This window comes from Citrobacter sp. wls613 (assembly GCF_005281195.1).
Lineage (GTDB): Bacteria > Pseudomonadota > Gammaproteobacteria > Enterobacterales > Enterobacteriaceae > Citrobacter > Citrobacter gillenii.
In genome coordinates this window covers 15,423-30,472 of sequence record NZ_SZXN01000004.1, presented here as the reverse complement: position 1 = coordinate 30,472, position 15,050 = coordinate 15,423, and the positions used below count along the sequence as shown (strand labels likewise).

The following is a 15,050-nucleotide window of genomic DNA, read 5'->3' as shown; positions in this document are numbered from 1 at the left end:
TCATAAAAGCGTCAAGCAACGCCGTGGTGACGAGAAAAAACCGGCGGGATGAATGCCCGTTTGCACAAAAAAAGCGACAAACGGGCAGCAGAGATTACAGAGAGCGGCTGTTCAGGAAGTCAATCAGCGCGGCATCGCGTTGCAGATGTAACCCTGCTTGTTCGACGGTCGGCGGAATATCCACATGCGTAATAAAATCGCGACCACGGGGTCCATAGCCAGTTTCATCATCACGCAGACGCGGAAGCTCACCGGTAATAAGAGACAGGTAGCGGTCCACCGACCACAGACCTTCAGCGGTTGGTGCGAAATCCACGCCGTCGCCCTGTAGCGTTAACGCAGGGACAAAACCAGGGAAGCTGAGCCAGCGCGGCGCCTGCGGATCGTCACGCGTGACGCGCTCAAAAGTCGCCATGGTGCGGCGCTGCATGGTGGGGTCCTGCACCACAATCACGGTTTCCATGGTCTGGGTTGCCTGACGCAGTAACGCACAGCTAAAGCGGGCATTCTCCCCACAGTTGGTGGATTGGTCCTCCACCCAAATCGTCTCACCGGGAATGTTCCAGAACTGGTGCGCGATATCGGCAAGGATCGCCGCTTCTGCGCGTCCGGCGGTACGCAGGGTGTTATAGCGTGGGTGCTGCGCGATGGCGGCGTACAGAAAGGTCGTGGAATGACCGATACCGCCACTAATCAGCAAGGGAATCTGTTGTTCTTTCGCTATCCGACAGGCCGCGTCGATGGTCGGGATCACCGCATTCCCGGCCAGAATCACGCAATCAGCCTGAACCGTGATATTTTCATCGAAATCATTCTGCGCCAGCCATTGCCCCACGGTGTTAATCGCCGTAAGGGTGGTGGCGGAAAGTGGCGGAAACTGTCTCATGTTCATGACTCCTGGTGTTTATTCTTTACCGGGTTCAGTAAGCCTGATAAGTGCAGCGCCATCAGGCACTGCATCATATCTCGCCGGATGGCGGCGTCGCCTTATCCGACCTACAGCCCCACCACGCGTTAACCCGTAATCTGATCCATCGCCTGCAGGATACGCTTATCCGAAATCGGATACGGCGTACCAAGCTGCTGGGCAAAGTAGCTGACGCGCAGTTCTTCTATCATCCAGCGGATCTCTTTGACATCGTCATCTTCGCGGCGCGCGGGCGGCAGTTTATTGAACCACTGCTGCCAGGCCTGCTGCACGCTGTCCACTTTCAGCATCTGCGCACGATCGCGGTGCGGATCGATGGCCAGTTTCTCCAGACGTTTCTCGATAGCCTGCAAATAACGCAGCGTATCGCCCAAGCGTTTGAAGCCGTTGCCGGTAACGAATCCACGGTAGACCAGTCCGCCCATTTGCGCTTTGATATCCGAAAGCCCCAGCGCCATGGTCATGTCCACGCGGCCTTTCAGGCGTTTATTGATATTGAACACCGCCGTCAGGATCTGTTCGACCTGCTTGGCAATCTCCACCACGGTGTCGTTCAGTTCGGCGCGCACTTTTTCGTGCAGCGCCGCAAAGCCCTCTTCTGTCCACACCGGGCCGCCGTTGGCGTCGATTAATCGATCCACACCACAGGAGATACAGTCATCAATCAAATCCAGCACTTTGCCGTACGGGTTAAAGTACAACCCCAGCTTGGCTTTATTCGGCAACTTCTCGTGCAGATACTTGATGGGCGACGGAATATTCAGCAGTAGCAGACGGCGTAACCCGCTCCACATAGCCTGCTGTTGTTCCAGCGGATTATCAAATAATTTGATAGCCACGCTGTCGCGTTCATCCACCAGCGCGGGCCACGCTTTGACTTTATAGTTACCGCGTTTTTGCTCGTAGCTTTCCGGCAACTGGCCGAAGCTCCAGATGTGCAGCCCGCTCTGTTCGATGCCGTCATCCGCCACCGCCGACAGAGTTTCCTGCACTTTGCCTTTCAGCGTGTCTTTCAACGCCTGCAGCGAACGACCTTCCTGCAGCTTCTTGTTTTTATCATCCACCACCCTGAAGGTGATTTTCAGGTGATCGGGCACCTGATCCCAGTGCCAGTCGTCGCGGTCAACGGTAACGCCAGTCATCCGGCGCAGTTCGCGCTCCAGCGAGTCCAGCAACGGCAGTTCCAGCGGCGTTACGCGGCCTAAAAACGCTTCCGCATAGTTTGGCGCTGGCACAAAGTTGCGTCGCACCGGCTTCGGCAGCGATTTAATCAAGGCGATCACCAGTTCACGACGCAGCCCCGGAATTTGCCATTCAAACCCGGACTCTTCGACCTGGTTTAACAGCGGCAGCGGAATATGTACGGTGACACCGTCGGCGTCAGCGCCGGGTTCAAACTGATAGCTCAGTCGTAGCTTGAGATTGCCCTGATGCCAGAAGTTCGGGTAATCCAGCTTACTGATTTTTTCCGCGCCTTCTTTGATGAGCATGCTCTTTTCAAAGTTGAGCAGGTCCGGCGTTTCACGGCTGACCTTTTTCCACCAGCTATCAAAATGGCGGGCAGAAACCACATCATGGCTAATGCGCTGGTCGTAAAATTCAAACAGCGTTTCATCATCGACCAGGATATCGCGGCGGCGTGATTTGTGTTCTAACTCTTCCACTTCCGCCCGCAGCTTCAGGTTGTCGCGGAAAAACGCATGCCGGGTCTGCCAGTCGCCTTCCACCAGCGCGTGACGGATAAACAGTTCGCGTGACAGCGCAGGGTCTATCAGGCTGTAGTTGACCTTACGCGCCGCGACAATCGGCAGCCCGTAGACGGTGACTTTTTCTGTCGCCATCACCGCACCCTGCGCGCGCTCCCAGTGCGGTTCACTGTACGAGCGTTTGATCAAATGCTGGGCAACCGGCTCCACCCACTCAGGGTCAATACGCGCGGCAATACGTCCCCACAGTCGGCTGGTTTCCACCAGTTCTGCCACCATCGTCCACTTCGGCGGTTTTTTGAACAAACCGGAGCCGGGGAAGATCGAAAAACGAGCGTTACGCGCGCCGGTAAATTCCTGCTTATCGGCATCTTTCATCCCGATATGCGACAGTAAACCGGTCAGCAGCGCGACGTGGATCTCCCGATACTCAGCAGGCTCGCTGTTAACCGGGATCCCTAACTCTTTCACCACCTGACGTAGCTGGGTGTAAACATCCTGCCATTCACGCACGCGCAGATAGTTGAGGAAATCAAGCTTGCACTGGCGGCGGAACTGATTCGACGACAGCGCTTTTTGCTGCTCGCCAAGGTAGTTCCACAAGTTCACAAAGGCGAGGAAGTCGGACTCTTTGTCGTGGAATCGACGGTGTTTTTCGTCAGACGCCTGCTGTTTGTCCATCGGACGCTCACGCGGATCCTGAATGGACAGCGCCGAGGTAATAATCATCGCCTCACGCACGCAGCCATGCTTCTGCGCTTCCAGCACCATCCGCGCCAGACGCGGATCCACTGGTAACTGGCTGAGTTGGCGGCCCAACGGCGTGAGTTTATATGCGGTTTGCTGTTCATCAGTGGTGATTGCGCCCAGCTCTTCCAGCAGGCGCACACCGTCCTGAATATTGCGTTTATCCGGCGCTTCCACGAACGGGAACGCGGCGATATCGCCCAGCCCCAGCGCGGTCATTTGCAAAATGACGGAGGCCAGGTTGGTACGCAAAATTTCCGGATCGGTAAATTCCGGGCGCGACAGGAAGTCGTCTTCGGAATACAAACGAATACAGATCCCTTCCGATACGCGTCCGCAGCGGCCTTTACGCTGGTTGGCGGAGGCCTGCGACACCGGCTCAATGGGCAAGCGTTGAACTTTGGTGCGGAAGCTATAGCGGCTGATACGCGCGGTACCCGGGTCAATGACGTACTTGATCCCCGGCACGGTCAGTGAGGTTTCCGCCACGTTGGTCGCCAGCACAATACGGCGTCCGCTGTGCGACTGGAACACGCGGTTCTGCTCGCTGTTGGAGAGACGCGCATACAACGGCAACACTTCGGTGTGGCGTAAATCCAGCTTATTCAGCGCATCGGCGGTGTCGCGGATCTCACGCTCGCCACTCATGAAGATCAGAATATCGCCCTGGCTTTCACGTCCCAGTTCATCCACCGCGTCAAAAATCGCCTGCAGCTGATCGCGCTCGGTGTCGTCCGCATCTTCAACAATCGGACGGTAGCGCACTTCCACCGGGTACGTTCGACCGGAGACTTCGATAATTGGCGCGTTATTGAAATGCTTTGAAAAACGCTCAGGGTCGATGGTCGCCGAGGTGATAATGACTTTCAGATCCGGGCGACGCGGCAGCAGCTCTTTCAGATAGCCGAGCAGAAAATCGATGTTCAGGCTGCGCTCGTGGGCTTCATCGATGATGATGGTGTCGTACTGCATCAGCATGCGATCCTGCTGGATCTCCGCCAGCAGGATACCGTCCGTCATCAGCTTAACCATGGTGTTATCACTAACATGGTCGCTGAAACGCACTTTATACCCGATGCAGCCGCCCGGCTCAGTTTGCAGCTCTTCGGCGATACGGTTAGCTACGGTACGCGCCGCCAGTCGACGCGGCTGGGTATGGCCGATAAGCCCCTTCACCCCACGCCCCAGCTCCATACAGATTTTCGGTAACTGGGTGGTTTTACCGGAGCCGGTTTCCCCGGCAACAATCACCACCTGATGGTCGCGAACCGCGTCCAGGATGTCTTGTTTTTTCTGGCTAACAGGCAAGTTTTCCGGGTAGGTAATGTCCGGTCGTGCCGCTTCACGCAGCACAACTTTACCGGCAGCCTGTTCAATCTCTTTTGCCATCTCCTGGTAAATGGCCTGTTGTGCATCAGGATTTTTAACCTTCTTCACGCCGTGAAGGCGGCGGGAGAAACGCTGTTTGTCGCGCAGCATCAGTGATTCCAGCTGCTGCTGTAGCATGTTGAAGGTTATTTTTTGTTGTTCTGTCATAGCGTTAGAGGGCAGTGCTCTGCCGGGTTAAATCTCTTTAAGATGATAGGTATAGAGTACCACATCGGCGCTTTTCATGTGTTGTTCAATAATTTCGAACATAGGATTCGATATATTGCGCTATCACTGCGGCAGGATTGTGAATAAAGTGTCAACAAGCAACGGGGCACATCCCCTTCAAACACATAAAAGGAAACACCCATGAGCAAGGTATTAGTTCTTAAATCCAGTATTCTGGCAGGGTACTCTCAGTCTGGTCAGTTGTCTGATTATTTTGTTGAACAGTGGCGTGAAAAGCACTCTGCTGACGACATCACCATCCGTGACCTGGCGGCAAATCCTGTTCCGGTACTGGACGGCGAACTGGTAGGTGCAATGCGCCCGAGCGATACGCCGCTGACGCCGCGTCAACAGGAAGCACTGGCGCTGTCTGATGAGCTGATTGCTGAGCTGAAAGCCCATGACGTGATTGTGATCGCCGCGCCGATGTATAACTTCAACATCCCGACGCAGTTGAAAAACTATTTCGATCTGATTGCGCGTGCTGGCGTAACCTTCCGTTACACCGAGAAAGGGCCGGAAGGTCTGGTGACCGGTAAACGTGCAGTTATTGTCACCAGCCGTGGCGGTATCCATAAAGATACGCCGACTGACCTGGTTACCCCATATCTGTCGACCTTCCTGGGCTTTATCGGCATCACCGATGTGAACTTCGTGTTCGCAGAAGGTATCGCGTACGGTCCGGAAGTGGCGACCAAAGCACAGTCTGACGCCAAAGCCGCCATCGATAGCGTCGTCGCTGCCTGATAATTCACCCTCTCACCATCCGGTGGGAGGGTTTTTAACCCACCCAATTTTACTTCTTTGCCCGCATCCGCATCTGCTTGCCGTGAATACGATTGATATCACGCCAGATTATCGAATACTCCCGGCATTTCGCCAGATTCTCTTCCCAGCAATGGCACAAAAATTGTTCAGGCTCCGCAACATCCCGGCTTAACAGTTTGAACAGCCAACGATTCCAGACATACCACTTGAGAAGCCACATGTTTTCACTCCAGGAGACACCGGAGGGGGAATATATCAGCATCAACATCGTGTAGTGTGGCAACTATTGCGCTGCCGAAAACGCTACACCAGCATCATCAACCAGGCCGCCCACAGCGCAGCAACCCAATAAAGCGTACGCCGAAACTGCGCCAATGCCCCCGCCTGGCGCTCGGTCAGGCTCAGCGTCTTCAGCTTGTCGCGCTGCCAGATGGCAAAGAGTGCCTCTCCGGCCTGCACGTTATTTTGCACATTGAGCAGCGAAAAGTAGCGGGCATCAAGCCACAGGCGCCAGCAGCCAAACCAGACAATGGCGCACAACAGCGCGATAACCGCACGTAGCCCCCCCGACGGTGCGACAACGATCGCCCACACCATGGGTGGGACGCTAAAAAGCAGGATGAAACGCCAGCTTTCCAGCGTGTGTCGTAGCAAATCGCGGTGCAGCGCTTCATTATTCGTTACACCGTCACTTTCTGTTGCCATTGCTGCAGCCTCTCCAGATGTTTATCCGTCAGCACCACCTGCGCCCGACGTTCGCGAATATACGCCACCGCCTGCTCAACGGTTGCCACATGGCCGCATTGCAACAACCACGCCGCAACCACCATCGCACTGCGCGACAGCCCCAGCGCGCAGTGTACCAGTACGGTCCCCTGCTCTTTATGTAGCGTTTCCAGCCGGTCTACCGCCTGTTGTAACTCGGCGTCGCTCGGGATCACCAGATCCAGCATCGGGACGCAAGCGTAGGCGCGCATGGAAGTAGCATGCCCGCGCGCAAATTCAAAGGTCAGGTCAAGTACCGCGTTTTGTTCAGGTATGCGGCGTGGAAAACTACCGAGATAGACGCCAGCGGTAATGTTGCTCAGCGGTGGCAGACGGCGGGTAAATCCGCGCATCGACAGCCACATCCCTACTCGCCAGGGCAGCGTCAGCCCGTACACGGCAGGCGGCAGTCGCCCTTGTTCATCTTTGCCCGTGGTCGCCGCGCCGAATCCGCCGTAGCCATAGCTCACCATCAGCAACGATACAGCAGGCCACAGCAGCCAGGGCGTTAGCCATACGCTGGCAATAGTGCATAACGCGGCGCCCGACAAATAACGACGCATCAGCCTTAAGCGCGCCGCATCCGGTTTGCGCCAGCACCAGCAACGTTTTTCCGGCACCATCCAGTCAATCAGCATGCCTGCCGCCAGCCCGGTAATGATATCGATAAAATGATGCTGCCAGGTGGTGAGTACCGACACGGCGATCAGCAAGAACCAACCGTCACATAACCTGCGCCAACCCCCACTGAGGTGATGACTGAAATGCCGCCACAGCAGCCAGCAGAGAATAATATGCAGCGACGGGGACTGGTTATACGGCAAGTCGAACTGTTCAAGCTGAGCAAACAGCCAGCCTGCCGCGCCGCTGACCTCCGGGCGCGTAAAGCTAAACTGGAGTGGAAACAGCAAAAAACCGACGCAGGCAATCACCGACGCCAGGAACAGACGCAGCACCAGCCGCCGCTGTTCAACGCGCGTGGTGCAGACAAACAGTGACAATCCGTAAAACAGATCCAGACTCCAGTACGGCAGAATAGTCCACGGAAGAAAGGGAATGGCGGACTCCCAGCCAAACACGATGCTGCCCACATTGTCATGCTGCGTGTCCTGCCAGGCAGTAAACTGATTGACCTTGCCATAGGTAAGAAAGAAAAAAGGCGCCAGCAGCATTAGCCAGCCCACCGCCTGTACCATCACCTTACGGCGTTCAGCCCCCACGGCGCACCGCCAGCGAGACAGTGAAAATCCCCCACTCATCAATCAGCTGCGTGCACTTATCAAACCCGGCTTCACGCACCAGCGCATCCATTTCCCCTTGCGTACGCACGCGCATCACCCAGGCTTTGCCGTCTTTGTGGCTGGTCAACGACCAGGCGATGGTTTTTAACTGCGGATGCCAGGGCTGCCCGGTGTAGATCAGCACGCCTCCAGGGGCAATCGCGTCAGCCAGCCCGGCGAGCGAATTACGTACCAGCGTGTTCTCCGGGAAGAGTTCATATAACCCAGAAACAATACCTAATGTGGGACGCGGTTCCAGCGACGCCAGCTGTTCGCGGTTGAAGGCATCGCCCTGCTCGAAGCGGGCAATTTCAGCCATACCGCGGCTGGCGATCATCTCACTGCCTTTCTTAACATTCAGTTCGCTGTAATCGCGCAGCAAAATCGAGTTGACCGCCGCTTCGCCTTCCAGTGCGTCAAGCACATAGCGCCCGTGTCCGGCCGCGATATCCACTACATGCACTGCGGTTCCTTGCTCTGCCAGTTGCCCCACCGCCTGGCGGATCAGCATCTGCAAATGAACCTTGCGCTGGCGGATCCCCTTCCAGCCCACGCTGTTCAGGTAGTTTTTGTCAATCAGCCGACCCAGCGCGCTGCTGCCCTGAGGCTGGTTGCGATAGACATAATCCAACGTACTACCCGAATCAAAACCGGTCTCAAACCCCAGACGCACGCCCGTTGATTGCGTCCCGAGTAATTTCATCCCATAGCGCAGGCCACGATAGGCAATATCGTCAAGCGAATACGGCGCAGGTCCGCCACTAAGCAGCCGCCAGCTATCTGCTCCGGGGCTCCAGCGGTCTTCATTACGGTAGTCAAAGCGCTGCGGCGGCATCGCGTACAGCGTGCCGATAAAATCACGCATTTTGTCGAACGCCAGATGCCGGTCTTTTTCACCCAGTGTGTCGTGATAAAAGCCCGGCAACACGTGCAGTTCCTTGAGTGGGCTTCTGAGGCGTTGGTAAAAATCAATTTGCGGCTGGCGATGGACCACAAAATCATCCCCGGAAACCAACAGCTGTACAGGCAGAGTAATGGCGCTGGCATCGCTGACAATACGCTCCGCCGTTTTATAGAGATCGAGCAGGATGTTCACCGCAATCGCCCGGGTAATCTGTTTATCCTGGTTAAAACTCGCCACGCGCTCAGGATCGTGCGTCAGGTATTTGCCCTTGACGTAGGAGTTGACGAAAAACAGGCCGCGCAGGCGATGCATTAAGGCCAGCCCCGGACGGGCAAACGGTACGTACAGTTTGACTTTGAACGCCGGGGACGCCAGCACCAGCCCACGAATGGAAGGCGCATAATCATGAGCCCAGGTCGCTGCCAGCACCGCACCCACGCTTTGCGCCACCACCACCACATCTTCCATTGCAGCCTGGCTGTCAGCAGCGGCAAAGCGCACGAACTCGTCGACATCCTGCACCGAACGTGCCAGCGACGGGCTATATCCGCGCGGTCCTGGCGACTGCCCGTGGCCGCGCGCATCCCAGGCATAGAACGCGGTATCCGGCATCACAAGCTCATCGACAATGTGTTGCAAACGCCCGGAGTGTTCGTGTCCGCGATGAAACAGGACAATCACTTTTGGCGCAGGACCTGCTGCTAATGCCGGCCAGTGGCGGAAAAACAGCGCGGTGTTGTCGCTGGTTAAAAATGGACGTTCATCGGGCACTCGAATGTTAGTCATGAGGGTGCGGTCCTGTAGTTTGTTGCTGTAGCAGCACCAGCTGCTGTCTGAGATCGTCCATAAAAACGCGTTTATCGCTCTGCGCGACCAACGGTCTGCCAATGTTGACGTCAATAAACAGCGGCAGAGGAATACGATTCCCCTTCGCCATCACGTGCTCCGTTCCGCGCAGCCAGACGGGAATAATCGGTACCGACGGCATACGCTGACTGAGGTGCCAGATGCCGGATTTCAGTGGTGCCAGTATTCCCGGTTCGCCGCGGGTACCTTCAGGGAAAAGGATCAAGATCTTGCCGTCGCGTAAGGCCTGTTCACACTGTGCCAGCGGGGCAGCTTCGCCGCCCTTACGCGTAATCGGAATAATGTTGAGAATATTAAGCGCAAACCAGGCCATCCATTTATTACGCAGAAAATAGTCAGCGGCGGCCACCGGATGGATGGCCCCCTGACGGCGCAGCGCAAACAGCGACAGCAGCGCAAAAACATCCATATGACTGTTGTGATTCGCGACCACAATCGCCGGCCCCTGCTGCGGCAAGCGATCCCGGTGCCTGACGCGCAGCCCAAGCCACAGCCAAATTACCGGCCAGACGATGCACAGCGTAAACAGCGTTCGTAGCAATGTGTTGATCATACGTTAATAGTAAAAATAGCGAATGAAGTGGAAAAATACCGGGGCGGTGAAGATCAGCGAGTCCAGCCGGTCGAGAATACCGCCGTGACCTGGCAGCAGTGTACCGCTGTCTTTCACGCCAATATCGCGCTTAATGGCCGACATCACCACATCGCCACAGAAACCGCTGATGCCGATAATAAGCCCTGCCAGCATCGCCATCGGGATGCTTAACGGTGTCATGAGCGGGCCCAGCACCGCCGCCGCAAGCGTGGTGGTTGCCACACCGCCAACCAGTCCCGCCAGGGTCTTATTGGGGCTGATCTTAGGGATCACCTTGATACGGCCCATTGATTTTCCCCACAGGTACTGGGCAATGTCGTTGAATTCCGTTAAGCCGACGAGGAACAGCACCAGCAGTGCCCCGGTCTGCTTGCCGTCATCAGGCAGCACCAGCAAAAACGCCACGTGACTGAACGCAAACACGGTGGTCATCAAGCTCCAGTGATGCTGGGAGGCGTAGCGTAAAAATCCCTGCGTATCGCCAGCAATCACCATGCGCACCGGCAAGAATAAGAACGCATACACCGGAATAAACACCACGAACATGCCGTACCAGTTGATACCAATCAGCCAGTAGTTAATGGGGATCGCAATAAACATCCACAACAGCGGCATACGGTCGGTCTGGCGCGATGGGGCCAGCGTTAAAAACTCTTTTAACGCCATAAAGCTCACCAGCGCGAAGAAGGTCAACGCCAGCCAAGGCGGGCTTAAGATAGCCAGTGAAAACAGTACAATGATCACCCACCAGGTGCGAATACGCAGCGTCAGCTCACGCCAGTCTTTACCCGGTCGACGCCACACCAGCAGACCGTTTGCCAGTGTCGCTATCACCAGCAGGGCAAAAATCACTGCCAGCGATTTTTCCAGCAGCATCATTTCGCCCCCTCGTCACGTAATGCGCTCTTACAGCGGTTAACGATAGTCCACAGCAGCAATAGCGTGGCAATGCCCCAAATAACGTTATTCCACTGCGCCACCTGCGGCCACAGCGCCAGCACCAGCCCCCATGTACCGAACACCAGCGCCCTGTCGCTTTTGCCGAACGGTCCGGCATAGCTGCGCACGCCATTGATGGTTTGCGCCAGCACACCGCAGAATTCCGTCATCAAAGCACAAAACAGCATAACCAGTACCAGCAGCGCATTACTGCCGGAAAGCAGCATAAACGGCAGATACAACGCGAGATCGGAGAGAATATCCCCGGTTTCATTGAGAATAGCGCCCAAGCGGGATTGTTGGTTACATTCACGCGCCAGCATGCCGTCCAGCGCATTGAGCGCCATGCGTATAAATAAAACGATGGGTAAAAGAATGAAAAGTTTAGGTTCGGGGAAGATAAACAGCACAGCACCAGTGATAAAAGAAAGCGCCATCGCGGCCAGTGTGACGTGATTGGCGGTGACGCTTTTTTTATCTAACCAGAACATGAGCGGGCGTAAAAGCGCCTGGAAAGCAGGCTTTATCTGATAAAGCGTCATCATCACTCCTTGATAATTTATTGATGCAATTATAGTGGATTAATTAACCATTACCTGCCTGATACTTGCCATTATTTCAAAATGAGATTTAATAAACATATGTTGATTACTTTTTCAACCACTTCCCGTTAATGCCCTGGACGTACTCCCCCGGTTTAGCGCGCGCCACCAGTTTTTGTCCGGCCATTTTTGCCACTTCATCAACAGGAATATTGTTACTCTCAGCCAGTTGCTGGTAGCTGGCGCTACGCGCCTTGTTTATCTCACTCACCAGCGTCTGGGTCTCAGCATCGGTTTGCAATGCCACAAGGTAGCCATTGAGCGTTTCACCCACCCGCCCCTGGTTTCTGGCTTCATTCAGGGTCAGCGCAAACGCATTGGCGCTCAGTAAACTCAGGAGCAACAGGGTCACTTTAAGCGTTTTTTTCATCGTCACCTCAGAATAAATCACTGCGTGATTTCAACAGGCTCTCGACGTCTTTATCGACTTTAATATGGATCTCATGCTCGATTTTGACGTTCATATTGATGGTGATGGGCTCTTTCGGCGCCGCGACTTCAATACGCGGGGTGCACCCTACCAGCAAAGATGACGCCAGCAGTCCCAGCATGGCCGCAATAGTTTTCATTGTTGTTCCTCACATTCCTTGCCTTCCAGGCAATGGGTTTCTGGCAGCGCTGCATTTTGCTCAAGCCATGCCTGTAAATTGTCGCCAAAACGCAAACTGCGCCATAACGTAAAGACGTTTTCTTCATGGGTGTAATTCAAATTCACCGTCCCGACTTTGCCATCTACCCGGCTATTGCCGGTGACGGCTGCCTGCATGGTTAATACGCCAAGGTTATCAAGATTTATTTTCGTCCAGGAATGGGTGATTTCCATATAACGCAGCCAGTTTATCGCCGCACCGGCCGCCATATTGTCTTTGACCACCGCATCCGCCGTGTCTTTATCGATGCGCAACGTCATCGGCCCAGGGTTGGTCAACCAGCCGTCTTTGATAATCCATTTTTCATTGTTTAACCAGAGCGGCAATGCGCCGCTGACCGGGCCGGACATGGCAAACTGTTTGGGATTAACCGCGCTAATCAACTCGCTGGACGAGATATTCTGCACCCGCACTAATGCCGGATCGTGTTGCGGCATACGCAGTTGCTGCATCACTACCTTGCCGCCCAGCAAATCGGCGCTAACATCGCTCAACAGTAAGGGATTATCTTCGCTCCAGGGATAGCCGCCTTGCAGATCCGCGGTGATATTTTTCACCGTGACCTGGTTCACCACCTCTGCAATACGCAATGAAATCGGCCCGCGCGTGCCCAGTTGCCATGCTCCTTCGCTAAAACGAAACGGCAGCACAAAATCGACGCCATTAATCTGGTTGTCGGGCATCCAGGCGCTACCGCCTTTTAATACGCCATGACCGCCTGCCTCAAAGCCTTGTTCTGCGGCGGCGGAGAAGGCAACCTGAGCATACAGTTCGCCTTCGCGCAGGTTCATCTTCCAGTCCGGTGGCACCAGCGGCTGAAATACAGTGAGCGACTGTTTTGGCCACCAGGCCTGACCACGCAAGCGGATCCCGTCCCAGCGACCGTTCAACTGGACCGGGCCAATGGCGCCAGCATGCAGTTGGCCTTTGAACTGGAATATCGTCGGGTCGCTCCCTTCTACGCTGAACTTCAGGGTTGAAGGCGGCAGAGTACTGCCACCGGAGAAGGTGGTTTTCCCGGCGTCCAGCGACAGCGCCCCGCTAAACGTGGGCTGGATCGGGTCTCGCACCCAGACGATCGGCTCATCCATCACCAGACGCGGATTTTCCACCAGCATGGTGCCGTATTGCAGATGGTCAAATCCGGTAGAAAGGTCAAACAGTTTGACGGTGTTGTCGTGCCATTCCCCCTTGCCTGCCACGTCCCAGCGAGCGTGCATCGGGGTAAAACTGCCCTCTCCCCAGTACCGCCACTGCCAGCGACCGGCGTCAGGCAGGAAATCATTAGCCAGACCATCAAGATGCAGCTCAAAACCGCCCATCTGGTTTTCATGGGCGCGTAAAATAGCCTGTAACCGCCCATCCACCCCGCGTTGGGTCACCTTGACACCGGCCAACGGCCAGCGAATTTCGTCTATATCCAGCGAGTCGATAATCCGACCACGAGAACGTAACAGGGCGCCAGGTTCAAAAGCCAGCTGCGGATCGCTCAGACTGCCGCTGAGCGTCGCGGGTAACATCGCATAAAAGATCAGATCACCCTGCTTCGCCTCGCCGGTTAGCTGTAACGGCATGTCGCTGTTGTCCATGCCAAGCGTGCCGGGACCAAAGGTTAACACCGCGTTACCCTTGCCTGCATCACCCTGCGTCAGAATGTTCAAACGCCCGCTGACTACCGCGTTTTCCACACCGGCCTGCCAGTTTTCGACGTTTAAGCCTAAACGACCGCTTAACGGGAAGCCCTGATAGGGCCAGTTCCAGCGCCCGTCGCTCACCGTCAGCCGCTGGCGGGTGATTTCCCACGGCAGATCCAGCAACGGATCTGCATTGTCCCGCGCCATCACGATCAGCTGTCCGCTGTTTTCTCGCCATTCCAGCTCTGCATCCACAAGCGTTGGCTCCTGCGGCAGGCTTAGGGTGGCAACCGCGTGACCGCCCACCGGCAGTCCGTCGGGCACCAGCGGCATCGTAAACTCCCCGACCAGCTTCACCGGTGGTTGCTCTTCAAAAGCCGCCACAGACAGTTCGTTGACCGTCAGATTTTGTCCGTGCAGACGTCCCTGAAATTTAACCTTTTCGCCCTGATAACTGACTTGCTGGATGGCAGGCGTCAGCGAAAGTGACAGTTTGCCCTGCCACTCCTGCCACGGAGAAAGAATAAGTTTATCGATGTTAATCCAGGTGTTGGGCAGCATGGATTGCCATTCTGCCAGCGTTTTCGGCGCGGCGGGCGATGGCTCCGTCTGCGGCAGTTTAGCCAGGCAAGCGGCATCCAGTTCAATACTGCCGACGTTCAGCAACCAGCGGCTGGGGTGGGATAAATCCGCCTCGGTGATACGCGCGAGTGGACAATCATCCACCAAATAACGGAGTTCGGGAATATGCAGCCCATGTCGGGTAAGCCGTGGACTCTCGTCCAGCGCAATGCGCGTACCGACAGGCAACCAGATGCCCGCCAGTGTAGGAACCCACAAGCCCAACGTCATCAATAACGTCAGCGGCACAAGGGTCAATAATAAGAGTAGAGCCAATACGGCTTTATATTTACCCTTCATGGGTAGTTAATATCCTGATTTAGCGAAAATTTAAGCCGGTTTCGGCGTCTATTGTGGCATGTTTAGCTAAACATGCCCACCTTAAGAATAGATGCCATTGAAATATATGTAATATTTATAGCTTGTGAATAATTTAAATAAGTTATCT

General features: G+C 55.3%; 13 protein-coding genes. 1 reads left to right on the top strand and 12 read right to left on the bottom strand.

Annotation, left to right across the window (positions count from 1 at the left end; translation table 11 throughout):
* Positions 1-94: 94 nt before the first annotated feature.
* Both FDX01_RS00705 and hrpA read right to left on the bottom strand, forming a co-directional pair.
* Complete coding sequence (locus FDX01_RS00705; RefSeq protein ID WP_170974742.1) at positions 95-892, bottom strand: YdcF family protein; 798 nt, start codon at positions 890-892, stop codon at positions 95-97.
* 122 nt (positions 893-1,014) lie between these two features.
* Positions 1,015-4,917 carry an ATP-dependent RNA helicase HrpA gene (gene hrpA, locus FDX01_RS00700; RefSeq protein WP_137399051.1) on the bottom strand — a complete coding sequence of 1,301 codons (3,903 nt, stop codon included), beginning with the start codon at positions 4,915-4,917 and terminating at the stop codon, positions 1,015-1,017.
* A gap of 201 nt (positions 4,918-5,118) precedes the next feature.
* Here hrpA and azoR point away from each other — a divergent pair, with 201 nt between their 5' ends.
* The gene (gene azoR / locus FDX01_RS00695) at positions 5,119-5,724 is read left to right on the top strand and encodes an FMN-dependent NADH-azoreductase (protein ID WP_115258370.1); all 606 of its coding nucleotides are present in this window, start codon (positions 5,119-5,121) and stop codon (positions 5,722-5,724) included.
* 49 nt (positions 5,725-5,773) lie between these two features.
* On the opposite strand, the gene FDX01_RS00690 is transcribed toward azoR, so the two are convergent.
* The 10 genes from FDX01_RS00690 to FDX01_RS00645 all read right to left on the bottom strand — a co-directional run bounded on the left by FDX01_RS00690 (position 5,774) and on the right by FDX01_RS00645 (position 14,902).
* The gene (locus tag FDX01_RS00690; RefSeq protein ID WP_096756937.1) at positions 5,774-5,965 is read right to left on the bottom strand and encodes a hypothetical protein; all 192 of its coding nucleotides are present in this window, start codon (positions 5,963-5,965) and stop codon (positions 5,774-5,776) included.
* An 83-nt stretch (positions 5,966-6,048) separates the two neighbouring features.
* Positions 6,049-6,450 (bottom strand): hypothetical protein, encoded by a 402-nt coding sequence (locus FDX01_RS00685; protein ID WP_117342857.1) that lies wholly within the window; start codon positions 6,448-6,450, stop codon positions 6,049-6,051.
* Positions 6,426-7,730, bottom strand: coding sequence for a phosphatase PAP2/dual specificity phosphatase family protein (locus tag FDX01_RS00680; protein ID WP_135911983.1), 1,305 nt, complete (start codon positions 7,728-7,730; stop codon positions 6,426-6,428). Before FDX01_RS00680 ends, FDX01_RS00685 begins: the two co-directional genes overlap by 25 nt.
* The gene (locus FDX01_RS00675; protein WP_137399050.1) at positions 7,720-9,480 is read right to left on the bottom strand and encodes a bifunctional alpha/beta hydrolase/class I SAM-dependent methyltransferase; all 1,761 of its coding nucleotides are present in this window, start codon (positions 9,478-9,480) and stop codon (positions 7,720-7,722) included. The genes FDX01_RS00680 and FDX01_RS00675 overlap by 11 nt, the downstream gene beginning before the upstream one ends.
* Entirely contained in the window at positions 9,473-10,114 is a 642-nt protein-coding gene (locus tag FDX01_RS00670) for a lysophospholipid acyltransferase family protein (protein ID WP_137399049.1), read from the bottom strand. Before FDX01_RS00670 ends, FDX01_RS00675 begins: the two co-directional genes overlap by 8 nt.
* A gap of 3 nt (positions 10,115-10,117) precedes the next feature.
* Complete coding sequence (locus FDX01_RS00665) at positions 10,118-11,035, bottom strand: phosphatidate cytidylyltransferase (RefSeq protein ID WP_117342860.1); 918 nt, start codon at positions 11,033-11,035, stop codon at positions 10,118-10,120.
* Positions 11,032-11,637, bottom strand: coding sequence for a CDP-alcohol phosphatidyltransferase family protein (locus tag FDX01_RS00660; protein WP_096756931.1), 606 nt, complete (start codon positions 11,635-11,637; stop codon positions 11,032-11,034). The genes FDX01_RS00665 and FDX01_RS00660 overlap by 4 nt, the downstream gene beginning before the upstream one ends.
* 106 nt (positions 11,638-11,743) lie before the next feature.
* On the bottom strand, positions 11,744-12,067 hold the full coding sequence (locus tag FDX01_RS00655) for a YdbL family protein (RefSeq protein ID WP_137399048.1): 324 nt from the start codon (positions 12,065-12,067) through the stop codon (positions 11,744-11,746).
* Positions 12,068-12,074: 7 nt separating this feature from the next.
* Positions 12,075-12,266: a YnbE family lipoprotein gene (locus FDX01_RS00650; protein ID WP_003020350.1), complete on the bottom strand. Its 192-nt coding sequence runs from the start codon at positions 12,264-12,266 to the stop codon at positions 12,075-12,077.
* Positions 12,263-14,902: a YdbH family protein gene (locus tag FDX01_RS00645; protein ID WP_137399047.1), complete on the bottom strand. Its 2,640-nt coding sequence runs from the start codon at positions 14,900-14,902 to the stop codon at positions 12,263-12,265. The genes FDX01_RS00650 and FDX01_RS00645 overlap by 4 nt, the downstream gene beginning before the upstream one ends.
* Between the last annotated feature and the right edge of the window lie 148 nt (positions 14,903-15,050).

Coding starts and splice junctions, on each gene's coding strand:
- FDX01_RS00705 (WP_170974742.1), bottom strand. CDS start 892: ATGAACATGAGACAGTTTCCGCCACTTTCCGCCACCACCCTTACGGCG.
- hrpA (WP_137399051.1), bottom strand. CDS start 4,917: ATGACAGAACAACAAAAAATAACCTTCAACATGCTACAGCAGCAGCTG.
- azoR (WP_115258370.1), top strand. CDS start 5,119: ATGAGCAAGGTATTAGTTCTTAAATCCAGTATTCTGGCAGGGTACTCT.
- FDX01_RS00690 (WP_096756937.1), bottom strand. CDS start 5,965: ATGTGGCTTCTCAAGTGGTATGTCTGGAATCGTTGGCTGTTCAAACTG.
- FDX01_RS00685 (WP_117342857.1), bottom strand. CDS start 6,450: ATGGCAACAGAAAGTGACGGTGTAACGAATAATGAAGCGCTGCACCGC.
- FDX01_RS00675 (WP_137399050.1), bottom strand. CDS start 9,480: ATGACTAACATTCGAGTGCCCGATGAACGTCCATTTTTAACCAGCGAC.
- FDX01_RS00670 (WP_137399049.1), bottom strand. CDS start 10,114: ATGATCAACACATTGCTACGAACGCTGTTTACGCTGTGCATCGTCTGG.
- FDX01_RS00665 (WP_117342860.1), bottom strand. CDS start 11,035: ATGATGCTGCTGGAAAAATCGCTGGCAGTGATTTTTGCCCTGCTGGTG.
- FDX01_RS00660 (WP_096756931.1), bottom strand. CDS start 11,637: ATGACGCTTTATCAGATAAAGCCTGCTTTCCAGGCGCTTTTACGCCCG.
- FDX01_RS00655 (WP_137399048.1), bottom strand. CDS start 12,067: ATGAAAAAAACGCTTAAAGTGACCCTGTTGCTCCTGAGTTTACTGAGC.
- FDX01_RS00650 (WP_003020350.1), bottom strand. CDS start 12,266: ATGAAAACTATTGCGGCCATGCTGGGACTGCTGGCGTCATCTTTGCTG.
- FDX01_RS00645 (WP_137399047.1), bottom strand. CDS start 14,902: ATGAAGGGTAAATATAAAGCCGTATTGGCTCTACTCTTATTATTGACC.